Annotated in this window: 23 protein-coding genes; 15 read left to right on the top strand and 8 right to left on the bottom strand. The window is 41.6% G+C overall.

What is annotated here, in order from left to right; translation table 11 throughout:
• Nucleotides 1-158 precede the first annotated feature (158 nt).
• Nucleotides 159-1,634, top strand: a complete 1,476-nt coding sequence (locus tag CRN97_RS13450) for a PTS transporter subunit EIIC (RefSeq protein WP_097077231.1) — start codon at nucleotides 159-161, stop codon at nucleotides 1,632-1,634.
• 81 nt (nucleotides 1,635-1,715) lie between these two features.
• On the opposite strand, the gene CRN97_RS13445 is transcribed toward CRN97_RS13450, so the two are convergent.
• The 4 genes from CRN97_RS13445 to CRN97_RS13430 form a co-directional block, all read right to left on the bottom strand.
• On the bottom strand, nucleotides 1,716-2,213 hold the full coding sequence (locus CRN97_RS13445; protein WP_097077230.1) for a hypothetical protein: 498 nt from the start codon (nucleotides 2,211-2,213) through the stop codon (nucleotides 1,716-1,718).
• A 72-nt stretch (nucleotides 2,214-2,285) separates the two neighbouring features.
• Nucleotides 2,286-3,134, bottom strand: coding sequence for a MurR/RpiR family transcriptional regulator (locus CRN97_RS13440; RefSeq protein ID WP_097077229.1), 849 nt, complete (start codon nucleotides 3,132-3,134; stop codon nucleotides 2,286-2,288).
• On the bottom strand, nucleotides 3,121-4,275 hold the full coding sequence (nagA, locus tag CRN97_RS13435) for an N-acetylglucosamine-6-phosphate deacetylase (RefSeq protein ID WP_097077228.1): 1,155 nt from the start codon (nucleotides 4,273-4,275) through the stop codon (nucleotides 3,121-3,123). Before nagA ends, CRN97_RS13440 begins: the two co-directional genes overlap by 14 nt.
• Nucleotides 4,262-4,972 (bottom strand): N-acetylmannosamine-6-phosphate 2-epimerase, encoded by a 711-nt coding sequence (locus tag CRN97_RS13430; protein WP_097077227.1) that lies wholly within the window; start codon nucleotides 4,970-4,972, stop codon nucleotides 4,262-4,264. The genes nagA and CRN97_RS13430 overlap by 14 nt, the downstream gene beginning before the upstream one ends.
• Before the next feature lie 250 nt (nucleotides 4,973-5,222).
• On the opposite strand from CRN97_RS13430, the gene nagB reads away from it, so the two are divergent.
• Complete coding sequence (nagB, locus tag CRN97_RS13425) at nucleotides 5,223-5,948, top strand: glucosamine-6-phosphate deaminase (protein WP_097077226.1); 726 nt, start codon at nucleotides 5,223-5,225, stop codon at nucleotides 5,946-5,948.
• 787 nt (nucleotides 5,949-6,735) lie between these two features.
• Here nagB and CRN97_RS13420 read toward each other — a convergent pair.
• The 4 genes from CRN97_RS13420 to murC form a co-directional block, all read right to left on the bottom strand.
• Complete coding sequence (locus CRN97_RS13420; protein ID WP_044939028.1) at nucleotides 6,736-7,914, bottom strand: ribose-phosphate pyrophosphokinase; 1,179 nt, start codon at nucleotides 7,912-7,914, stop codon at nucleotides 6,736-6,738.
• 28 nt (nucleotides 7,915-7,942) lie between these two features.
• Nucleotides 7,943-8,932 (bottom strand): ATP-binding protein, encoded by a 990-nt coding sequence (locus CRN97_RS13415; RefSeq protein WP_074789448.1) that lies wholly within the window; start codon nucleotides 8,930-8,932, stop codon nucleotides 7,943-7,945.
• A gap of 14 nt (nucleotides 8,933-8,946) precedes the next feature.
• Complete coding sequence (locus tag CRN97_RS13410) at nucleotides 8,947-10,074, bottom strand: DnaD domain protein (RefSeq protein ID WP_097077225.1); 1,128 nt, start codon at nucleotides 10,072-10,074, stop codon at nucleotides 8,947-8,949.
• A gap of 211 nt (nucleotides 10,075-10,285) precedes the next feature.
• Nucleotides 10,286-11,665 carry a UDP-N-acetylmuramate--L-alanine ligase gene (gene murC, locus CRN97_RS13405; RefSeq protein ID WP_097077224.1) on the bottom strand — a complete coding sequence of 460 codons (1,380 nt, stop codon included), beginning with the start codon at nucleotides 11,663-11,665 and terminating at the stop codon, nucleotides 10,286-10,288.
• A gap of 268 nt (nucleotides 11,666-11,933) precedes the next feature.
• On the opposite strand from murC, the gene CRN97_RS13400 reads away from it, so the two are divergent.
• From CRN97_RS13400 to CRN97_RS13340, 13 genes are all read left to right on the top strand, one after another.
• The gene (locus CRN97_RS13400; RefSeq protein WP_097077246.1) at nucleotides 11,934-13,208 is read left to right on the top strand and encodes a glucose-1-phosphate adenylyltransferase; all 1,275 of its coding nucleotides are present in this window, start codon (nucleotides 11,934-11,936) and stop codon (nucleotides 13,206-13,208) included.
• Entirely contained in the window at nucleotides 13,205-14,338 is a 1,134-nt protein-coding gene (gene glgD / locus CRN97_RS13395; RefSeq protein ID WP_044939015.1) for a glucose-1-phosphate adenylyltransferase subunit GlgD, read from the top strand. The genes CRN97_RS13400 and glgD overlap by 4 nt, the downstream gene beginning before the upstream one ends.
• Nucleotides 14,339-14,340: 2 nt before the next feature.
• Nucleotides 14,341-14,601 carry a septation regulator SpoVG gene (gene spoVG / locus CRN97_RS13390; RefSeq protein ID WP_028235339.1) on the top strand — a complete coding sequence of 87 codons (261 nt, stop codon included), beginning with the start codon at nucleotides 14,341-14,343 and terminating at the stop codon, nucleotides 14,599-14,601.
• 5 nt (nucleotides 14,602-14,606) lie between these two features.
• Nucleotides 14,607-15,182 (top strand): aminoacyl-tRNA hydrolase, encoded by a 576-nt coding sequence (pth, locus tag CRN97_RS13385; protein ID WP_033152292.1) that lies wholly within the window; start codon nucleotides 14,607-14,609, stop codon nucleotides 15,180-15,182.
• 107 nt (nucleotides 15,183-15,289) lie between these two features.
• On the top strand, nucleotides 15,290-16,534 hold the full coding sequence (locus CRN97_RS13380) for a BTAD domain-containing putative transcriptional regulator (protein WP_097077223.1): 1,245 nt from the start codon (nucleotides 15,290-15,292) through the stop codon (nucleotides 16,532-16,534).
• A 2-nt stretch (nucleotides 16,535-16,536) separates the two neighbouring features.
• Nucleotides 16,537-16,959 carry a hypothetical protein gene (locus tag CRN97_RS13375; protein ID WP_097077222.1) on the top strand — a complete coding sequence of 141 codons (423 nt, stop codon included), beginning with the start codon at nucleotides 16,537-16,539 and terminating at the stop codon, nucleotides 16,957-16,959.
• A 19-nt stretch (nucleotides 16,960-16,978) separates the two neighbouring features.
• On the top strand, nucleotides 16,979-17,941 hold the full coding sequence (locus tag CRN97_RS13370; protein ID WP_242962108.1) for a transglutaminase-like domain-containing protein: 963 nt from the start codon (nucleotides 16,979-16,981) through the stop codon (nucleotides 17,939-17,941).
• A 10-nt stretch (nucleotides 17,942-17,951) separates the two neighbouring features.
• Nucleotides 17,952-19,004, top strand: a complete 1,053-nt coding sequence (locus CRN97_RS13365; RefSeq protein WP_044939005.1) for a type II secretion system F family protein — start codon at nucleotides 17,952-17,954, stop codon at nucleotides 19,002-19,004.
• A 1-nt stretch (nucleotide 19,005) separates the two neighbouring features.
• Nucleotides 19,006-19,359: a hypothetical protein gene (locus CRN97_RS13360; RefSeq protein WP_081822054.1), complete on the top strand. Its 354-nt coding sequence runs from the start codon at nucleotides 19,006-19,008 to the stop codon at nucleotides 19,357-19,359.
• Between the two features lie 2 nt (nucleotides 19,360-19,361).
• Nucleotides 19,362-19,856 carry a DUF4860 domain-containing protein gene (locus tag CRN97_RS13355; RefSeq protein WP_090395427.1) on the top strand — a complete coding sequence of 165 codons (495 nt, stop codon included), beginning with the start codon at nucleotides 19,362-19,364 and terminating at the stop codon, nucleotides 19,854-19,856.
• Nucleotides 19,846-20,229 (top strand): hypothetical protein, encoded by a 384-nt coding sequence (locus tag CRN97_RS13350; RefSeq protein WP_033152281.1) that lies wholly within the window; start codon nucleotides 19,846-19,848, stop codon nucleotides 20,227-20,229. Before CRN97_RS13355 ends, CRN97_RS13350 begins: the two co-directional genes overlap by 11 nt.
• 8 nt (nucleotides 20,230-20,237) lie before the next feature.
• The gene (locus CRN97_RS13345; protein WP_097077221.1) at nucleotides 20,238-20,600 is read left to right on the top strand and encodes a hypothetical protein; all 363 of its coding nucleotides are present in this window, start codon (nucleotides 20,238-20,240) and stop codon (nucleotides 20,598-20,600) included.
• A 10-nt stretch (nucleotides 20,601-20,610) separates the two neighbouring features.
• Nucleotides 20,611-21,717 (top strand): type IV pilus twitching motility protein PilT, encoded by a 1,107-nt coding sequence (locus CRN97_RS13340; RefSeq protein WP_044938996.1) that lies wholly within the window; start codon nucleotides 20,611-20,613, stop codon nucleotides 21,715-21,717.

The raw sequence follows: 21,717 nt of genomic DNA, 5'->3' as shown, positions 1-21,717 counted from the left end.
AGTACTGTCAGGGAAACTGAAAGGTTAGCTATAAACATGAAAGAGGTTTCAGAGTAGGGCGAATTCATTGACACAGATTTTATCCAATAACTATAATTTAGTTAGTACTTAATAAGGAATCTTATTAGGGAGTTAGGGGATAAAAAGGAGGATAATGTATGAAGTTTTTACAAAAACTTGGAAAAGCCCTTATGTTGCCCGTAGCGGTATTACCTCTATGTGCTCTTTTGATGGGTATTGGTTACGCTTTATGCCCAGCAACAATGCAAGGAGGAGATATCACCGGTGCAAAGATGCTTATCGGATTGTTCCTGGTAAAAGCTGGCGCAGCGTTAATTGACCACATAGCGATTCTTTTTGTTATCGGTGTAGGTGTTGGTATGTCAGATGACCATGACGGTACAGGTGGATTAGCAGCTCTCGTTTCATGGTTAATTATGACAACACTTCTTGCTACAGGATTTGTTACAACAATCATGCCTTCAATCGCAGAAAGTGCTACACGTTCAATGGCGTTTGATAAGATTGAAAATCCATTTATTGGTATTCTTGCCGGTGTAATCGGATCAATGTGCTACAACAAATTTAAAGGCACAAAGCTTCCAGATTGGTTAGCATTCTTCAGTGGTAAGAGAAGTGTAGCAATCATTTCAGGTATCATTTCTATCTGTGTTTCTGCTGTATTGCTCTTTGTATGGCCATTACTTTTTGCAGGCCTTGTAGCAATCGGTACAGGAGTTTCAAAGATGGGAATCGTTGGAGCTGGTATCTATGCATTCCTTAACAGACTTCTTATTCCAACAGGTCTTCACCACGCACTTAACAACGTATTCTGGTTCGACACAATCGGACTTGGTGATTTAACAAACTTCTGGGCAGGCAAGACATCTGCAGATGTTTCATGGGATTTAGGACTTTACATGTCAGGATTCTTCCCATGTATGATGTTTGGTATACCAGGTGCTGCAATCGCAATGATTAGACGTGCAAAGACAAATCAGAAAAAGGTTGCCATTGGTATTCTTTCATCTGCTGCAATCTGCGCATTCGTTTGCGGTGTTACAGAGCCATTCGAGTTTGCATTCATGTTCCTTGCTCCAGGTCTTTACGTAGTATACGCACTCCTCTATGGTGTGTTTACAATTATCACAGGCTTGGTAGGATTTAGAGCGGGCTTCTCATTCTCAGCTGGCGCGACAGACTTAATCTTCTCTGCATCACTTCCAGCTGCTAAGAACACATGGATGATTATTCCACTTGGCATTGCAGCATTTGTAGTATTCTACCTTGTATTCTATTACATGATTGGAGCATTCAACCTCCAGACAATTGGACGCGAGGATGACGAAGAACTCTTCGGTGAAATTGATAAAGATGCAAAGCTTTCAGATAGCAACTACGCTGCAGTAGCTACAAAGGTTTTAGCTGCTCTCGGCGGAAAAGAAAATATCACATCAGCTGACTACTGTGCAACAAGACTCCGACTTGAAGTAAAGGATCAGTCAGTGATTGATGAAAAAGCTGTAAAAGCTGCTGGTGCTGCCGGCATGATTCGCCCTGGCAAAACATCAGTACAGGTAGTCATCGGAACTCAGGTACAGTTCGTATATGACGAATTCAAGAAATTACTATAATTCACATTCCCATAACTCCATTCTAGAATGTAAAAAGGCCACAGCGAAAGCTGTGGTCTTTTTCTATGTTGTAATATTCTTTTATACGTCTGGAACGTTAGGAACGATGATTTGAACTTCCTGATTAGAAGCGGCGTTAATTTGGATATCGCCTTTAGCTTTTTTACCAACAATTTTGATCAATGAAGTTCCTTCTTCAACATCGATATTTAAAGTTCCTTCTGCTGTGGCATCATCGAGATTTTCCCAAAGTGTAATAACTTCCTTATCGGGAGTTATCTCAATAATTTTAAAATTACCTTTTTCTACATCAAAGGAATAGTCAAGTGAAAACTCACTGGTTTCATCAGCCGTTAAATACCAAACATAGTCGTTTCCAGTGAAACCTTTAAATTGTAAATCAACAGAGTCAGAAGTGACATTTCCAAGTCTTTCAGCGTAGGTATAGCTACAACTGTCATCAGAAAGAAATGAATCATCATCGTAACCACGGCTTTGCATATCTGTAATACTGTTGCTGCAGCCACCTAATAACAATCCTAAAACGCTAAGTGTTGTAATAATTATATGTTTTTGCATTATAAAAATCCCCTTAAATGTATTTATAGGGATAAGTATACACATATAATATTGAGTGGTCAATTGCAGGATCTACAAAGGTGAGATATTTTTCTCAATCTCCAGTGCAGTCAATGTACGCTTGTATTTTTCAGCTTTGAAAAATGAGTCGTTAGCAAAATAGTAAGAGTATAGAATATCAATAAGTATCAGCAGAGATATTTGTGGGGAAATCTTGGTGCCTTTTTCAAGCTCCTTGAGGTAGGCAACTTCAACGATTTCATCGCAAAGCTCTGCTAATTTTTTGTCTTTTGAAGCGGTAAAGAGAACCACTCTGGCTCCGTTTTGTTTAGCTTTTTTAATGCCGTCGATAACCACTTTTGTGGTACCGCTGATAGAAAAAGCCAAAACTAAAGAACCTCTTTTTACTAAAGAGGCATTCATAGCAATCATCTGGGAATCCGTAATTGCGATAACATCTAGACCTAGTCTCATAAATCGAAGCTGGAATTCGCGGGCTACATATCCGCTAGAACCCATGCCATACACTGGGACAGTGTACTCGGTGTTGCTGAGCTTGGTAGCGATGCGTCGCATCTGATCTTCATCAATCAAATCGAAGGCTTTCACCATAATGTCTTTATAGTTTTTGCGAACAGAGCGAGTGATATCAGAGATTTCTTTTTCTTCCTTTTCAGTGAAGTAATCCTTGAAATCCAGCTCGTACATGTAAACAAATTCGCGGTAGCCTTTGAACCCGCATTTCTTGGCAAAACGTGAAAGTGTAGCCTCAGAAACGTATAGCAGCAAGGAGATATGCTTTGATGAAAAATCGCTGATTTCAGTGTTCTCCAAAAAGTAATCTGCAACCTGCTGCTCTGATTTAGTCAAGTTATCGTAAGCTTCTCGAATTTTATCTTTAGTTGTATCAACTGTTGACATATTTACCTCTTACTATGACTTTTTTAATACTTAGATCGGATTTATTAATTATAACAAAATCCGCCTGTTTGCCAATAGTGATGGAACCGACGGTGTCGTACACACCAATAGCTCTAGCGGGATTTCTAGAAGCACAAAGAATGGCATCTGCAAGAGGAATGTTCATTTCCTTTACAGCAGTCATCATACAGTCGAAGAGGTTAGTGGCAGAGCCGGCGATAGTGCCATCGTGAAGAGTGGCTCTGCGTCCCCTTACAATTACAGGCTGGCCGCCCAGTTCGTATTCTCCGTCAGGCAGTCCTGTGGCGCGCATAGAATCACTAATCATAATAAGTCTGTCAGCACCGAAAACCTTGTACATCATATTTACTGCAGCAGGATATACATGGACGCCGTCGCAGATAAGCTCTGGAGTGACATCTTCGTTTTCTGCAGCAGCACCTATTGGACCAGGTGCACGGTGTGTAAATGCTGGCATTGCATTGAACAGGTGAGTAAGATGCTTTGCGCCGCGCTTAAAAGCTTCTTTGCATGTGTCATAGTCTGCTGTGGTGTGGGCCAAGGATATTCTTGTTTCGTCCTTTGCCTTATCGATGAACTCCATTGCGCCATCAGTTTCAGGGGCGATATCGCATAAACGAACTGAATTACCACTGGCTACGTTTATACGGTGAAACATATCGTAATCTGGATTTTGAATATACTTAGGATTCTGGGCGCCCTTCTTTTCAGGTGAAATGAATGGACCTTCCATATTTATGCCGTGGATAGTAGCAAATCCTTCTGTATTATTATCGTATTTACGATAGTCGGCAACAGCCTTAGCAATAGTAGTAAGAGTCTTTTCTGGATATGTCATGGTTGTTGGCAGGATAGAAGTGACGCCTACGCTTGCCTCGTATTTTGCCATGGCAGCAAGAGCTTCCTTTGTGCCATCACAAGAATCAAAACTCATGCATCCATGGAGATGTATATCACACAAACCAGGGATAACATAGCAATCGCTGGCATCAAATATTTCTGTATCGCTAGATGAAGTGATATCCTGGCCGATATCCGAAATCAACCCATCCTTACAAACAACATCAACTTCATCAAATTTTCCGTCTTCCAAAAACACGCTACCGTTAATTATTTTCATTTTGAATCTCCTTGATTGAATCGGTAAATCGTTTTGTAATCAGCTGTGGCCTGGTGATTGCGCTGCCAATAACAGCGCAGTGACATCCAAGCTCAAAGGCCTTTTGAAGCTGAGCTACCTCCCAAATACCGCCTTCGCAAATTACAGGAATACTGAGTGTGTCGACAAGCCTTTTAAGCATGTCAAAATCCGGTAATTGCCTTCCAGCAGTTTCTTTGGTGTAGCCAGCTAGAGTAGTGCTGACAATATCGAACCCAAGCTCCTGAGCTTTAACACCTTCTTCGTAGGTAGAGCAATCTGCCATAAAAAGCATATCCGGATACTTTGCTCGAACCTCCATGAAAAAGCTGTCTAGTGTAATGCCACCTGGCCTGTTTCTATCTGTGGCATCAGTAGCAATAATATCAATACCAGCTTCAGCGAGAGCATCGATTTCTGTCATGGTAGGAGTGATGTAGATTTCTGAATCATCGTATTCTCGCTTCCACAATCCAATAATAGGAACATCAGTGGTCTTTTTTATCTCTGCAATGTCATCAGGCCCGTTTACTCTGACTCCAACTGCGCCGCCTTCTACAGCCGCCTTCGCCAGCCTTCCCATAATGAAGCTACTATGGAGAGGCTCGCTTTCAAGGGCTTGGCAGGAAACCACCAATCCACCCTTTATTTGATTTAAGATTTGAGAATTATGATTCATAGGTAACTCCTTATGCATCTATTTTAAGTAAGATATTTTTATTCCTCAATAATTTAGCCCATTTATGAAAGTACTAACATCACCACACCCTGATATGGGATATGTGTATGAAAGCCGTTTCAGAAGTGCTCCGTTTAATTGACGCTAAACTCTGGCGGTCCATATAATTAGTTTACAAAAGAGATAGCGCAAACTCTAAACACATATTGTTAGTACAATAATAGCATAATAAAACTGAGGTATTTAAGAAATGAAGATTTACAAAGAAAAAGATTACGATGCTGTAAGCAAGAGAGCAGCGGCCCTTGTAGCAGCTCAAATAAAAGAAAAAAATGACAGTATCCTTGGCCTTGCCACAGGCTCATCACCAGTAGGCATGTACAAGGAACTAGTAGAAATGTACAACTCCGGCGAATTATCATTCAAAAACATTCGTACCGTAAACCTAGATGAATACGCAGGCCTTGCAGACGATGATGTAAACAGCTACCACTATTTTATGAACCAGCATCTCTTCTCAAAGGTAGACATCGACCCTGCAAACACCCACTTACCTAACGGAATTGCGACAGACCCTGATGCAGAATGTGCATCCTACGAAAAAATGGTACAATCCCTTGGCGGAGCAGACCTTCAGGTCTTAGGCCTTGGCGAAAACGGACACATCGGCTTCAACGAACCAGGCACACCTTTTACCGAAGCCACTCACCTGGTAGATCTAACCGAAAGCACCATCCGTGCCAACTCCCGCCTCTTCGAAAAAATCGAAGACGTCCCAAGACAGGCCTACTCCATGGGCATCAAAACCATTATGAGCGCCAAGCACATCCTACTCATCGTAACCGGCACCGCCAAAGCAGACGCCTTGGCCAAAGTCCTAACCGGCCCCGTCACCGAAACCGTGCCAGGTTCAGTCCTCCAAACCCATCCGGACGTCACCGTAATCTGCGACGAAGCCGCTGCATCCCATCTCTAAACCGCACCCTACGGCCCCAGGTACCACACCCGGGGCTCTTTTTATGCCCGCACCCGCCCCGCCCGCCGTAACCATAAGGGGCCAACTGCCCTCCATGAAACGCTTTGTCAAGCAAACTCCAGCTACGCTGGCCGGCTGTGGATAACTGCTTAACAATTTCGCGAAGATTATAGATTTTCTTAACGCCAAAAGGGAGCTTTATGTGGGTGTCTTTTCATTGGTTTTGCAATTCGAAGCCGCTGTGTGTAGGATGCAGACACTTGAGGTTTACGTATTAGTCTCCACACAAGGCTTAGGATAATTGCGCTCATACTTCGTTTGCCAAGAAAATTAAGAAAGGGGATTTTGGATGCTTAGGCGCCGCCCTTTAACTCAGTCCGTTTCGTTGTCGGGCTCTCGGCGCCGTCCATGGCGCCTCACGCCTATTCATCGCAAAATACCCCTTTCTAATTTTCTAGGCTCACTTCAAATGTCGCGGCAATTATTCCTAAGCTTGCTGTGGAGATTAATACTTATAGATAAAGTGTGTCTGCATTTCCTACATACAGTGGCGTCAGAATTGCAAAGAATTGAAAAAACACCCACTTATAAAGAAAGCGACTCTTGGCGTTTAGAAAATCATAATCTGAAGGCGAAGTTAAGCAGTTACCACAGTCGGCCAGTGTAGCTGGAGTTTGATTAGAAATTCACTCATGGAGGGCAGTTGGCCCAGCCCCCAATCCCCGGCGGGGCTGGTGCGGGCAATAAAAAGAGCCCCTCATAAGAGAGGGGCCCAGAAGGGTGCGGCTTAGTATTCGCCGTTTTTGTACTTTGTGATGAGCTTTTCAATACGTCCGTATGGGTTGAGGAGCTCTGAGATTGAGCACTCGTGGTTGAGGGTATCGATGATGTATGCGATGTACTTTGACATGTCGCATTTGATGAAGTAGTCCTTGTTGAGGACTTCATCTGTAAGGTATGTCAGGTTTGTTGTAACAACCTTGTAGATGATGCCGTCAGCTACGGCCTTGTCGAACTTCTCCATTCCGTTTGTGAAGAGTCCGAATGTAGCTACTACGAAGATACGCTTTGCGTTGCGCTTCTTGAGCTCTGTAGCTACGTCTATCATTGACTCGCCAGAAGAAATCATGTCATCTACGATGATAACGTCCTTGCCAGCTACGTCATTTCCAAGGAATTCGTGTGCTACGATAGGATTACGTCCGTCTACGATGCGGCTGTAATCACGACGCTTGTAAAACATACCAACATTTACGCCAAGGACAGAAGCCATATATACGGCTCTCTTTGTACCACCTTCATCTGGAGAGATGATCATAAGGTGATCATTGTCGAGAGTAAGGTCCTTGCAGTTCTTGAGGATAGCCTTAAGGAACTGGTATGTAGGAGAAACTGTCTCAAAGCTGTGAAGTGGAATAGCATTCTGTACACGTGGGTCGTGAGCATCAAATGTGATGATGTTGTCTACACCCATGTTTACAAGTTCCTGAAGTGCCATAGCACAGTCAAGAGATTCACGAGCACTTCTGCGGTGCTGTCTGCCTTCATAAAGGAATGGGATGATAACTGTGATACGCTTAGCTTTTCCCATTGCTGCTGCGATGATACGCTTTAAGTCACAGAAGATGTCGTCTGGACTCATGTGGTTCTCGTGACCACAAACGCTGTATGTAAGGCTGTAGTTTGTAACATCTACGAGGATGTATAAATCAAGTCCTCTAACTGACTGGTTGATGATACCCTTTGCTTCGCCTGAACCGAAACGTGGGCAATCAGCCTTTACGATGTAAGAATCGCTGCGGTAACCTGCGAGAGTAATGATTGACTGATCACTCTTGCGCTCCTGTCTCCACTGAAGAAGATAGTCGTTAACGCGTTCTGCGATGGCTGTACAGCTCTTGTGAGGAATAATTCCTAGCTCTGCCATAGGTGGTGTGTTTTCCAACACGATTTCATTGTTTGGCATGTTTTGCTCCTTGCTAATATTAAATTAATTATTTTGATATTACTTTTTTGATGCGAATATCATTTCCAATGAGCTTGATAGTCTCATAGTTAGAGAATACTCGCGAAGTAATACGTTCGCTGTAGGTGTCTCTTAAATCTTCAAGAGAAAAATTAGTTGAAATTATAGTTGATTTACTACGAAGTAATCTTTCATTTAAGCATTGAAATAGGCGTGCTGTAGTGAAAGAATTCTGAAACTCTGTGCCTAAATCATCGATGATTAATAAGTCACAATCGAATATTTGATCATGAAGATCCGCTACGTTTGCGTTCTTCTTGAAAGTCTGTTCTTCAAAAACTCTGAAAAGCTCTGACGCTGTGAAGTAAATAACAGATATACCTTCGTCTAAAAGAGCTTTTGCGATACAGTTGGAAAGAAAGGTTTTTCCACACCCTGTCTGTCCAAGCAACAAGAGATTACCACCTTTTTCCCTAAAATTCTGCACAAAGTTTTTCGCTCTTTCTAGCGCTATTTTAGCATTTGAACGAGCATCTATATCAGAATTATCCTCATAATAATCCTCATCGTATACATTCAGATCAAATGCATTGAAGTTTTCCTTGGCAAGAATGTTGCTGATGTTAGACTGTCTGTAAACAATATTGATAGCGGCCTGCTTGAAGCAATGGCAGCGTTTCCCATTGATATAGCCAGTGTCTTTGCAATCAGGACAATCGTATGGTGGCTCAAGATAATCCACAGGAAAACCTGCAGATTTAATAAGCTGCATACGACGTTCCTTAAGCTGAGAAAGCTTGCGCTTTGAATCTGCGGAAGCTTCAGAAATACTTTTACCTTCAAAGATAGCAGTGATAGAAGATACTGAAACCTTTGATACTTCGTCATCTAGCTCTGAAAGGGCTGGAACAGCAGAGTATAACTCTTTTGTGCGGTAAGAAACAATCTGGTTGTTACGTGACTGCTTGTGATTGTATTCGCGCATAAGTGCGTCATACTGCTCATTAGATAATGCCATAGATTAACCTCCCTTTAGTGCCCAAGAAGCTTCTTTTCAAGTGCTTCAAAATCATAATCTCTCTGTGAGAAATTGTGGAACTTGTTGTTGGCCTTTGCACGAGCCGCTGTGGCGCTGTTTGCCTGAGCTGCCTTTGCACGGTTTGCAGAAGAAAGCTTAGCAACAGATGCCTTTGTAAATTCCGAATCAAGCTTAGCAATGTCATCAAGAGTCTTTACTCCTGAATTGTGCCAGCTAGTAATGATTGTATCTGCATATTTAAAGCTTGGTTTATTAGTCTGTGTGATGGTGCGCTCACATGCTTCTGTGATGATATCAAGTGGGAAGCTGTAAACGTTAACCCATTTGTCGATGTAGTTTAACTCTGAATCAACTAAATCGCGATTTCCGATGCCAAGTGCACGCTTGATTGTGTAAGCTGCGTTTGTATGTGCACTGCTGGATTTAATTGCTTCAGCTACTGTAGTGATTCCATCGTCGGCCCAGTTACGAGCAACAGTGTCCATGTAGTGGATGCTGCTGTGACCTTCGTCGATGCTAGTCTCAATGAGATACTGAATCAAATCAACAGACATGTGGAGACTGTCGTACCAGAATAATAGTGTGTTCATATCTGTTACAGAAAGTGGTCTCTTGAAGTAAGTCTGTGTAGCGAAAATAAGATCGCTAACCTCATCGTTCTCCTTGAAAGCATCAAGCTGGTCTGAGCTGTAGCTTGGTCTGAATGGTACAGTGTTGTTAATAGCCTTATCTGAAACTGCAGGTGCGCCTGTGGCAGCAGCGACAGAAGCTGGAGCCGCAGTGGTAGCTGCAGTGTAGTTTACTGATGTGAATGAGTGCATATCATTCACATCCACTAGACAGATTCCTGAAAGCTCATTATCTGCAGAGTACTCAAGACGAAGCAAGCCCACTTTCTCCCAATAAGTAAATGCACGCATTACATCTTTTTCTGTGTGGTCTAAGCAGTCCGCCAACTGCGAGATGGAAAAATCAAAATCCTCTCTGTTAAGACAACGAAGCAGATAAAGGTAAATCTTTACGTACTCTCCATTGGCATCTTTCATGTAATCGTCAATAAAAGTATTAGAAATGCAAGTAAAACCAGTGTTAGTGCTGGTATGTAGCATGATGTCAGCCATATTCAAATCCTCTCCCTCTTAATGAACCGAATTATATCAAAGTAATTCCGAAAAGAAAAGAGGCGAGACCCCGCAAACCCTTGTAAATAAAGGGTTTGTGGCTTCTGTGGATAATGTGGATAACTATTATGACCCATTGAAAATAGGGCATAAAAAAATCCACATTTTCGAGGGGGATAAATCCGTTCAAAAATGTGGATAATGTGGATAACTATTTCTGAAGTAGATGTTCGCCTACTAAATACACATTTCCTGCGCCCATAGTTATCAACAAGTCATTGTTTACAATATTTTTTTCTAAAAATTTTTCACATTGGTCAAAAGAACCCAAATAATGAACTTCGGTTCCTAGCTTTTCGATTCTATCTGCAATGTCCTTTGAGCTGACACCGTAGATATCTGGTTCTCTAGCTGCATAGATGTCTGCAAGAACAACAACATCTGCTGCTGAAAGAGCCTTAGCAAAATCGTCAAGGAAGCTAAGTGTACGAGTGTATGTGTGTGGCTGGAAGCAAACAACCACTCTGTTGTGTGGGTAGTTTGCAGCAGCTGCAAGGCTGGCAGCGATTTCTGTTGGGTGATGAGCGTAGTCATCAATTACAGTTGCGCCATTGAAATGTCCCTTAAGCTCGAAACGTCTGTGAGCACCGCCGAACTTTGCAAGTCCTGCCTTGATATGGTCAAATGAAATGCCCATCTCAGTAGCAAGTGCGATAGCAGCAAGTGAATTGCTGATGTTGTGGTCTCCAGGAACATTTAATGAAACTCTTTCCATAGCCTTTCCGTTGAATACAGGAGTAAAGCTAGCGAATCCCTTTTCATTATATGTAATGTCTGTAGGATAAATATCAGCGCCTTCCTTAAGAGAATAGGTGATAACCTGACACTTTAATCCCTCAGTGAAATACTCAACGTCATCAATCTCATTATTAATAATAAGAATACCGTCGTCTGATGTGTTGCCGGCAAACTTCTTAAATGAAGCGCGATAGTTCTCAAGATTCTTGAAGAAATCAAGGTGATCTGCTTCTACATTAAGAATAATGTTGTATTTAGGGAAGAATGAATGGTAGCTGTTTGTGTACTCACAAGCTTCTGTGATAAACACATCGCTGTCGCCAACATGAACATTGCTTCCAATAGCATCCAAGATACCGCCTACAGAAATGGTAGGGTCGTCTGCAGTCTCAAGGAGAATCTGGCTAACCATTGATGTGGTTGTTGTCTTGCCGTGAGTTCCTGCAACGGCAATTGAACGAGCGTAGTTTTCCATAATCTCACCGAGGAGCTCAGCTCTTGTAAGCATTGGCTTGCTAGATGCTTTTGCAGCAGCAAACTCAGGGTTATCCTCACGGATTGCAGCAGTGTAAACAATAAGGTCGATATCTGAAGTGATATTTTCAGCTGCCTGTGGATAACTAACCTTTGCTCCAAGTGATGCTAAATGAGCTGTGAGATCACTTTCTTCTCTATCAGAACCAGAGATAGTAAAGCCAGCGCCAAGCAATATCTCAGCAAGACCGCTCATGCTTATTCCACCGATTCCAATAAAGTGAACGTGTATCTTGTTATTAAAATCAATTTTGTACATGAAAAATTTCCTTCTTTATATATTATTATACCCTCAATAATTTAAACCTAAAAACCTTGAGTTTCAAGGTACATTATATGAATTAGTAAAATTTACGGGAATTGTCTAACTATTAACGATGTTATAGTAAAAAATTATGAATATTATTGCACCAAAATATTCACTTTGTTATACTAAATGTACAAGATTGTGAATTTAATTACAATTCACAACGGGGGGTGCGTTATGCACATCCTTAACTGACACCATGAGAAAGGCAGATGATAGGATGATTAGAAAAGAAATGATTGCCATGCTTCTCGCTGGCGGGCAGGGAAGCAGACTGGGGGTTCTAACTTCAGATGTAGCAAAGCCAGCAGTTTCTTTCGGAGGTAAATATCGAATAATCGATTTCCCTCTGTCAAATTGTATCAATTCGGGAATTGATACCGTTGGCGTACTTACTCAGTACCAGCCATTAGTACTTAATTCACACATAGGAATCGGTATTCCTTGGGACTTAGACAGGAATAATGGTGGTGTAACCGTTCTTCCTCCTTATGAGAAGAGCGACACAAGTGAGTGGTATTCAGGCACAGCCAACGCCATTTTCCAAAACCTTAAGTACATGGAGAACTATAATCCAGAGTATGTATTGATTCTCTCAGGAGATCACATCTACAAGATGGATTATGAAGCCATGTTAGATTTTCATAAGGCAAAAGGTGCTGATGTTACAATCGCAGTAATTCCAGTACCAATCGAAGAAGCATCTCGATTTGGAGTTGTTATTGCTGATGATGAAAAACGTATCAGCGAATTCGAAGAAAAGCCAGAGCATCCAAGAAGCAACCTTGCTTCAATGGGTATCTATATATTTAGCTGGAAGGCATTAAAGGAATCGCTTCTTGCTCTCAAGAATCAGAGCAATTGCGATTTTGGTAAACACGTTTTACCATACCTCCACGAAAAGGGAGCTCCAATGTATGCCTACGAGTTCAACAGTTATTGGAAGGATGTAGGAACACTTGGATCATATTGGGAAGCCAATATGGAGCTTATTGATTTAATTCCAGAGTTTAACTTATATGAAGAGTTCTGGAAGATTTACACTAATCAAAATATCATTGAGCCACAGTTTGTTGCATCTACTGCAGTAGTTGAAAAAGCAATAATTGGAGCAGGTGCTCAGATTTATGGAGAGGTGTACAACTCAGTTCTAGGCGCAGGTGTAGTAATTGATGAAGGCGCGGTGGTTCGCGATTCAATTATTATGGAAGGCGCAATTATCGGAAAGAACTGTGTAGTAGATAAATCGATTATCGCCGAGAATACAGTCATAGGCGAAGGGACAAAAATCGGACAGGGAGCCGAGGCTGAGAGCAAGCTTAACGCCAGCATCTATTCATTTGGATTGGCAGTTATCGGGGAGAACTCAGTTGTTCCAGCAAACGTTACTATTGGTAAAAACACAGCTATCAAGGGCGAGACTAGCGAAGCAGATTATCCTGACGGACAGTTGGCTAGTGGCGGCTATATTATCAAGGCAGGTGATCGAGTATGAAAGCATTAGGTATTATTCTAGCAGGTGGAAACAGCAGTAGAATGCATGAGCTTACTGAGAAGCGCGCTATCGCAGCGATGCCAGTAGGTGGAAGCTATAGATGTATTGATTTTGTCCTTTCAAACATGACAAACTCACACATCCAGACAGTTGCTGTGCTGTCGCAGTACAACGCACGTTCATTGAACGAGCATCTTAATTCAGCAAAGTGGTGGAACTTTGGTAGAAAGCAGGGAGGTCTCTTCCTATTTACACCAACAGTTACAACAAACAATAGTTGGTGGTACAGAGGTACAGCCGATGCCATTTGGCAAAATATTGATTTCTTAAAGAAAAGACATGAGCCATATGTTATCATTGCAAGTGGTGATTGTGTTTACAAGCTTGATTTCAATAAGGTACTTGATTACCACATTAAGAAACAGGCAGACATCACAGTAGTGTGTGCAAAGTTGCCAGAGGGTGACGACATCAACCGCTACGGTGTTGTAGAGATGGATAGAGACGGCAGAATTACAGAGTTCGAAGAGAAGCCAATGGTTGCTACTTCAGATATTGTTTCAGCAGGTGTCTATGTCATCAGAAGAAGAGCTCTCATCGATTTGCTTGAGGAGTGCAATAGAGAGGGCAGGTACAATTTTGTAACAGATATTCTCATCAGATACAAAAACATGAAGAGAATCTACGGCTACAGAATGGAAGGTTATTGGGCAAATCTTGCAGACGTAGATAGCTACTTCAAAGCAAACATGGATTTCCTTAGAAAGGATGTCAGAGATAACTTCTTCCATACTGAACCAGGAGTTTTCTCAAAGACACACGACCTACCACCTGCTAAATACAACACAGGTTCAAAGGTTACGAATTCATTGGTTGCAGGAGGATGTATCATTAACAGTACGGTTGAGAATTCTGTACTATTTAAAAAGGCCTTTGTTGGCAACAATTCAGTTGTTAAGAATTGTGTCATTTTAAATGGAGCATACATAGGGGACAACGTGCACGTAGAGAATTGCATTGTTGAAAGCCATGAGACATTGCTCAGCGGATCCACATATATTGGGGAAAACGGAGTCCGCATAGTTACCGGAAACAAAAACAGATACGATATGCCAGTTGGGGAGGTATAACAATGCAAATCACAGACATTAGAATCCGTAAAATCGAAAAAGAAGGTAAGATGAAGGCAGTTGTTTCAGTAACAATTGACGAAGAGTTTGTTATTCACGACATCAAGATTATTGAAGGAGATAAGGGACTTTTCATCGCTATGCCATCTAGACGTGGTTCAGAAGGCGGCTACAAGGATATTGCTCATCCTATTCGCTCAACAACAAGAGAGCAGATGCAGACAATGATCCTTAATAAGTATAAGGAAGAGTTCCCAGAGTAAGATTTATGTTTTTAATTGTTGGTCTAGGCAATCCTGAAAGGAAATATGAAGGAACAAGGCATAATGTTGGATTTGAAGCCATCGACGCCATCTCAAAAAAGTTTGGGATAGAAGTCTCTCACAAGGAGCACAAAGGCATTGTAGGAAAGGGCGTTATAAATGGCCACAAGGTTATGTTGGTAAAGCCTCAGACGTATATGAACCTTAGCGGAGAATGCGTTCGCGAGATGTGTGATTATTATGAAGTGGACCCAGAAACAGAGCTTTTGGTTATCTCTGATGATGTATCACTTTCTACAGGCAACATCAGAGTTAGAAAAAAGGGAAGTGCTGGCGGTCACAATGGACTAAAAAATATAATTGCACATACCGGTTCGAATGTTTTCCCTCGAATTCGTGTGGGAGTTGGAGAGTGTGAAAATGGTGACATGGTTAGCCATGTGCTCGGTCACTATGACGCTGAGGACCGAGAGCGTGTAGACGCCTCGATGGACAAGGTGATTGGAGCGTTAGAGTTGTTTTTAGAAGATAATTTGGATGGAGCCATGAACCAATTCAATGTCAAAGAAAAAGTTGAATAGCTGTTATAGCCTGCAGAAAGCTGCAGGCTATTTGGTTATTTACAATAACATTTTGTTATTTTATACTTTTATTTGTAATGAAATGGATTAGCTAAAAAGGGAGAACTATGTACGATTCAAAAATTCTTATTAAGGCAGATTTTTTAGGTAAGTTAGATATCACATGTAATGATGTACCTATTGTACTAGAACGTAATAACACAACAAAGGTAAATCAGCTTTTCCAGATGCTGATTTATTACACAAACGGTATAGCTAGAGATCAGGTTATCTACAATCTTTTCCATAATGAAGAGATTGCTGATGAATCTAATAGCCTTAGAGCTATTGTATTTAGATTAAGAAAATCCCTGGCTGCCCTTGATATTCCAAATGAAGACTATGTTTACATCAAGCGTGGAACATATTCTATCAATCCATTTGTGACTATCGAGTGCGACGCAGTCAAATTCGAAGAGCTTGCAAAGAATGCTCTGGGTGCAGAGGATGCCAAGGAACAGCAGAAGCTTCTGGAGGAGGCTTGTGCTCTTTATAATGGAGATTTCCTTGCTACACTTAGTGGCTACGAGTGGGTTGTAACTACTCAGGTTAGACTTAAAAAGCTTTTTGACCGTTGCTTAAAGCAGCTATTAGAAATATACGAATTACAAAAAGAATACAAAAAGATGTATGAGCTTAGCCACAAGGCTAACGGCATCTATCCTTACGATGGATGGCAGACATACGAGATGCGTGCCCTCATCGAGGTTGGTAACACAAAGGATGCATTAAAGTTATACGAGGATACTGAGACTCTCATGTTTGAGGAGCTTGGTGTTTCCGTTGCATCTGCTATGACCGACCAGCTTGATAGACTAGGCGCACAGATTAAGAACAATACAGATATGATTAGCGAGGTTAAGAGAAACCTCGATACATCTAAGGAAGAAATACAGGGTGCATTCAATTGCACATATCCTACTTTCGTTGAGACATACAGATATATCAAGCGCGTCATCAGACGTTCAGGCCAGGCAGCATGGCTTATGCTTTGCACCATCACAGATGGCAAGGGCTTTGGACTTAATGATTCCGACAGATTAGAAAATCTTGCTGAGGAGCTTTCAGAAGCAATCCGTACATCAGCAAGAGGTGGCGATATGTACGCCAGATATAGTAACAATCAGTTTGTAGTTTTACTTTTAGATATTACTCAGGAGGACTGCGTTTTGGTTCAGGCCAGAATCAACGAAAACCTCAGCAAGGAATCTAGAAAGCGCTACATTCAATATCATCTTGCACCAGTTAATCTTGCAAGTGCGGGAACAGATTCAGACACAGCAGAGCTTCAGGATATGGTTAAAGGGGAATAGCTATGAACATCTCTGATAGAATGAAAAGAATGCACAATTGTGTTGGCATCACCATAGAAAGCAAGGACAGCTTCAGTGGCAATCTATACAACTGCTACGACAAGGAGCCATACAAGTACACAGATGTTGATGATTTCTTCAATATCATTAATAGCTTTCTGGATACTGTTGAGTTCCCAGCGCAAAAATTTAGATATAGAGCTTTCAAAAAGACATATCCTACTCTCAAGATTGTAGATATCGATCCAAAAGAAAAGCTTTTTGAAACTATGGATTTACTTCCTATGATAGGAAATGATAGCTTCATCCTTATGGTGACAGGCAGAGATAATGCTTCATGGCAGGGCAAAATCTACAGTGCTGCGGATGATGAAGAATATGATTTTAACAGTGAAGTGGAGTTAATTAGAATTTTAAATAAATAAGGAACAGTGGAGGAAGCAAGTGAAGAAATACAAATATTTGCTTTCACTGATTGTTCTTACTCTTAGCTTTATGGCTTGTGGCGATCAACAGCCAGCCTTTAATTCCGACTCATCCACCACAGAAAGCAGTTCAAGTGGTGCCATGGCGAAGGAATCCAAGGGTTCCAGGGACAACACCATCCGGGTGCTTACACCTGAGGCAAGTGGCGTGGAGGTTTATTCCAATGTGGATGCATCCATCGATGCAAGCAACGCCTCCGAAGGCTACGTTATGGTGAAATACACAGGTTCAGCGGCTAAGGTTAGAATGCTAATAGAAACGCCAGCAGGAAACACTTATAACTACCTGATGGATTTGGATGGCAACTACGATGTCTATCCTCTATCCGAAGGCAGTGGCACCTACAAAATCGGTGTCTATGAGAACTTGCATGATGATCAATATGCGGCGGCATTTACTCAGTCAGTGAGCGTAACACTAAAAGATGAATATAGTATGTTCCTGTATCCAAATGCATACGTGGATTTCAATGCAAATTCCAAGGCGGTGAAAAAGGGCCAGGAGCTGGCGGCCAGCGCAAACAACGACATTGAGGTGGTGCAGAACGTTTACCATTACATCACCAAAAATGTTAAGTACGATTATGACAAGGCCGAGACAGTTCAGTCTGGATACATTCCAAAGGTAGACAGCACTTTGGCAACCAACACGGGAATCTGTTTTGACTATGCATCCCTTATGGGGGCGATGCTCAGGTCCCAGGGTATTCCAACACGGCTTGAAATTGGATACGCCGGCACAGAATATCATGCCTGGATATCCGTATATACGAAGGAGACAGGCTGGATTGATAAAATCATCCAGTTTGATGGAACAGATTGGACGCTTATGGACCCAACATTAGGTTCATATGCAAGCAACAGTCAAGTAAAGAAAACTTTAGATGACACTACTTACTATCAACTAAAGTATAAATATTAAAGGTGTAACTATGAGCGAAAAAATTAGAAAACAACTTACTCCCGAGGAACTATATGCATTCTCAGATGAAATGGGAATGATGATTTCCAGTGGTGTTTCAGCAATACAGGGAATCACAATGATGCTTGATGAGTCCCAGGGTGGTGAAGAAAAAGAGCTCCTTACAGAGATGGAGCAGGTAGTTGGAGAGACAGGCTCACTTTCAAAGGCAATTGAAAGTGTTGGTGTTTTCCCAGACTATTTTGTAGAGATGGCAAAGATGGGCGAGTCTACAGGTAAAATGGATTCAGTTCTCATCAACCTTGCAGCACACTATTCAAGAGAGATGGCAATTTCAAACGCAATCAGAAGTGCAGTTACATATCCACTTATGATGGTTTGTATGATGCTTGTTATCATCATCGTGCTTGTAACAGAAATCATGCCAGTATTCAACAGAGTATTTAAGCAGCTTGGCGGCACAATGGATGGCCTTTCAGCTGGTTTCCTTGCTGTTGGAACATTTATGAAGTCAAACGGTGTGATTCTTTTATTGATTCTTCTTGCTATCATTATTTATGTAATCGTTCTCAATAAAACAGAGTGGGGCAAGAATCATCGTAACGACATCCTTTACAAGAGTCGTCGTTTCAAATCAATCCATTCTAAAATTGCAACAAGCCGTTTTGCATCTGCAATGGCTATGACACTTTCAAGTGGAATGGATGTTATGCAGGCACTTGATGTCAGCGGTAATATCGTAGAAGCTCCTGATTTCGAGGACAAGGTTGAAAAGTGCAAGGATTCTTTTGCAGAGACAATGGATATCGGAAAGGCATTTTCTATGTCAGGAATTTTCGGTGGTCTCTACGGACGTATGGCAATCCTTGGTGCTAAAACTGGTAATATGGAAAACGTTCTTGAGAAGGTTGCAACAACCTATCAGGAAGAAGCCGATGAAGAGATTAACGATTTAATTGCAGTAGTGGAGCCAACACTTGTAATTATTCTTTCAGTTATTGTAGGAATCATTTTACTTTCAGTTATGCTACCACTTTTGAACATTATGTCGGGGATGATTTAATATGGCAAAGACAAGATTTGGAAGCCTAGACGGCATTCATCAAATCAAACAGAAGAACGTGGCCGGCAGCACTATGATTTCTGCAGGGCTGTTTCTTCTCATATTTATCCTGTTTTTGTTTGCAGTATCAAAGGCATCAGCTGGCTCAGTTACCGAGCAGCGCCAGAGCTTAAGTGATGCCATCGACAGGGCAATCATCCAGTGCTATGTCACTGAAGGCAGATACCCGGAAAGCTTTGAATACTTACAGGAAAACTACGGAATCATCTACGATGATGACCGTTTTAGAGTTGATTATGTTATCTATGGTTCGAATATGCGACCAGAGGTTACGATTATAAATCTGGAGGATTAACGTTGAAACAGGGACGACTTAGAAAACATAATATAGACATCATGTTTCTAATGGTCTTATTTTTGATATTCACCTTTTCTGCGGTGAGTGTTCTTTTGATGGCTGTAAATTCCTACAGATCAGTAGTACTAGCAAATGAAGCCAACTCAAGTGCACGTACAGCAATCGCCTACATTCGCGAAGAGGTAAGACAGCACGATTCTGATGGAGCAGTTACCCTTGATACATTTGATGGTGTTGATTGCATCAAAATGTCTGAGGGCAGTGGCTTCAATCTCTACATCTACGAATACGATGGATATTTGATGGAGCTAGAGGCAAAGGATACTGCCGGCGCCACAGCAGATTTTGGAAATAAAATCATGGAAGTAAACAGCATCAGCTTTAGCCAAGGAGAAAACGGCACTATCAATGTGCAGCTTGAGGATTCCCTTGGTGCAAAGCAGGATGTGGTAATAGGCATCAAGTCAAAGGAGGGCCAGTCTAATGAAGAATAGAAATAACGGCTCTCGAATTTTCATGACTGAGCTTATGTTTGCTATTTTCTTTTTCATTATCGTATCGGCAGTTTGTATTCAGTGTTTTGCTGGAAGCTTTGCAAAAAGTGGTGAGGCAAAAGAAATCACTGAGGCAGTAAATCTTGCAAGTAATGCAGCAGAGGATTATCTCTGCAATGATGACTATACTGGATTTACTAATTACTACGACGACAACTGGAATTTAGTGGACGATTCTGAGGCAACCTACAAGGTCACAAGCCTTGTTATTGAGCCAGAATCAGAGGGCATGTGCCAGACAATGCACGTGGTGGTTTCCACAATTTCAGATGAAGAAATATACAGCTTAGCAGTTGAAAAAGCTCTTAAATAGGAGTGACAATGGAGCATACAAAAAGAGAAAACAGGACAATAATAAATATAGGTACATCGCTGATGGTTGTTATCCTGATTGGCATGGCATTTGCGGTAATTGCTGCCCTTGCCATCTCATCCAGTCACAACAACTACAATCTCAGTATGAAGCTTCTTAATCATACTGACGAATATTACAGCGCATCCAACCAGGCATACGAGATAATTGCTGATTCAGATTGGGCAGATCAGGAATTTACAGTTGATATTAATGAAAATCAGGTGTTAAATGTAAAGGTTGAATCTAAAGAGATTACTTGCTGGCAGGTGCAGAATGTTTCATCTTGGGAAGCAGACAGCACACAGCCAGTAATAACATTGGAGGATTGAGGGGGATAAAATGAGTACAAATATTGTAACTTACTTAACAGATGCAGTTAGAAAATACAAGGCTTCAGATGTATTTATTGTTACAGGCCGTGAGGTTTCATTCAGAGTAAACGATTTGGTTCTTACTCGTTCAGAATTGGAACAGGGCTACACAGAAAAAGCTGAGCCAGATGACGGTCCAGTTATGCCAGCAAAAGCAGAGGATTTGGTTCGCCAGATTTATGAGCTTGCAGGCAGGGATATTACTAAATACATCGAAGGCGGCGATGACGATTTCTCATTTGCAATCAAGGATGTTTCTCGTTTCAGAGTTAATGCATTCATGCAAAGAGGTACTTTTGCAGCAGTAGTTCGTGTCATCACATTCACACTGCCAGATTACAAAGAGTTACTCATTCCAGAATCTGTAATCAATCTTTCAAATGAGTCAAAGGGCTTGGTGCTTGTAACAGGTCCTGCCGGAAGTGGTAAGTCTACCACTTTGTCTTGTATTGTTGACAAGATTAATAAAAACTACAACAAGCATATTATTACCCTTGAGGACCCTGTGGAATACCTTCACAGACACGGCAAATCAATTGTGTCTCAAAGAGAAATCCACTTAGATACAGAGAACTATGTGACTGCACTTCGTGCCTCACTTAGACAGAGTCCAGATGTTATTTTGCTTGGAGAAATGCGTGATGCTGAAACAATTTCCGTTGCAATGACCGCGGCTGAGACAGGACATTTAATTCTGTCAACATTGCACACCATTGGAGCAGCAAACACAATCGATAGAATTATCGACGTATTCCCTTCTGAGCAGCAGCACCAAATAGCATTACAGCTTTCTATGGTTATAAAGGCAGTTGTATCTCAGCAGCTTGTTCCAGCTGTTGACGGTTCACTTGTGCCTGCATTTGAAGTCATGACAGTGACTCCAGCCATCAGAAATATGATCAGAGAAAACAAGGTACCACAGATTGAAGGTGTCATCTATTCAAGTGACACAGACGAAATGGTATCAATGGATTCTAGCCTTTTCAAATTGGTGCGTGAAGGCAAAATCACAAAGGAGACAGCTATGGAATTTGCTGTCAATGCAGAAATGCTAGGAAGAAGATTAGGAGTTTAG

The sequence above is a fragment of the Pseudobutyrivibrio ruminis DSM 9787 genome (assembly GCF_900218035.1).
GTDB classification, from domain to species: Bacteria; Bacillota; Clostridia; order Lachnospirales; family Lachnospiraceae; genus Pseudobutyrivibrio; species Pseudobutyrivibrio ruminis.
This window is presented reverse-complemented; position numbering and strand designations above follow the sequence as displayed.

What these genes read in the sequence shown, in the direction of transcription:
- murC (WP_097077224.1), bottom strand. Translation starts at nt 11,665, where the DNA reads ATGTACAAAATTGATTTTAATAACAAGATACACGTTCACTTTATTGGA.
- CRN97_RS13360 (WP_081822054.1), top strand. Translation starts at nt 19,006, where the DNA reads ATGGCAAAGACAAGATTTGGAAGCCTAGACGGCATTCATCAAATCAAA.
- CRN97_RS13365 (WP_044939005.1), top strand. Translation starts at nt 17,952, where the DNA reads ATGAGCGAAAAAATTAGAAAACAACTTACTCCCGAGGAACTATATGCA.
- pth (WP_033152292.1), top strand. Translation starts at nt 14,607, where the DNA reads ATGTTTTTAATTGTTGGTCTAGGCAATCCTGAAAGGAAATATGAAGGA.
- CRN97_RS13345 (WP_097077221.1), top strand. Translation starts at nt 20,238, where the DNA reads ATGGAGCATACAAAAAGAGAAAACAGGACAATAATAAATATAGGTACA.
- CRN97_RS13410 (WP_097077225.1), bottom strand. Translation starts at nt 10,074, where the DNA reads ATGGCTGACATCATGCTACATACCAGCACTAACACTGGTTTTACTTGC.
- nagB (WP_097077226.1), top strand. Translation starts at nt 5,223, where the DNA reads ATGAAGATTTACAAAGAAAAAGATTACGATGCTGTAAGCAAGAGAGCA.
- CRN97_RS13350 (WP_033152281.1), top strand. Translation starts at nt 19,846, where the DNA reads ATGAAGAATAGAAATAACGGCTCTCGAATTTTCATGACTGAGCTTATG.
- CRN97_RS13430 (WP_097077227.1), bottom strand. Translation starts at nt 4,972, where the DNA reads ATGAATCATAATTCTCAAATCTTAAATCAAATAAAGGGTGGATTGGTG.
- CRN97_RS13450 (WP_097077231.1), top strand. Translation starts at nt 159, where the DNA reads ATGAAGTTTTTACAAAAACTTGGAAAAGCCCTTATGTTGCCCGTAGCG.
- CRN97_RS13445 (WP_097077230.1), bottom strand. Translation starts at nt 2,213, where the DNA reads ATGCAAAAACATATAATTATTACAACACTTAGCGTTTTAGGATTGTTA.
- CRN97_RS13420 (WP_044939028.1), bottom strand. Translation starts at nt 7,914, where the DNA reads ATGCCAAACAATGAAATCGTGTTGGAAAACACACCACCTATGGCAGAG.
- CRN97_RS13380 (WP_097077223.1), top strand. Translation starts at nt 15,290, where the DNA reads ATGTACGATTCAAAAATTCTTATTAAGGCAGATTTTTTAGGTAAGTTA.
- CRN97_RS13440 (WP_097077229.1), bottom strand. Translation starts at nt 3,134, where the DNA reads ATGTCAACAGTTGATACAACTAAAGATAAAATTCGAGAAGCTTACGAT.
- CRN97_RS13340 (WP_044938996.1), top strand. Translation starts at nt 20,611, where the DNA reads ATGAGTACAAATATTGTAACTTACTTAACAGATGCAGTTAGAAAATAC.
- nagA (WP_097077228.1), bottom strand. Translation starts at nt 4,275, where the DNA reads ATGAAAATAATTAACGGTAGCGTGTTTTTGGAAGACGGAAAATTTGAT.
- CRN97_RS13415 (WP_074789448.1), bottom strand. Translation starts at nt 8,932, where the DNA reads ATGGCATTATCTAATGAGCAGTATGACGCACTTATGCGCGAATACAAT.
- CRN97_RS13375 (WP_097077222.1), top strand. Translation starts at nt 16,537, where the DNA reads ATGAACATCTCTGATAGAATGAAAAGAATGCACAATTGTGTTGGCATC.
- CRN97_RS13400 (WP_097077246.1), top strand. Translation starts at nt 11,934, where the DNA reads ATGATTAGAAAAGAAATGATTGCCATGCTTCTCGCTGGCGGGCAGGGA.
- spoVG (WP_028235339.1), top strand. Translation starts at nt 14,341, where the DNA reads ATGCAAATCACAGACATTAGAATCCGTAAAATCGAAAAAGAAGGTAAG.
- glgD (WP_044939015.1), top strand. Translation starts at nt 13,205, where the DNA reads ATGAAAGCATTAGGTATTATTCTAGCAGGTGGAAACAGCAGTAGAATG.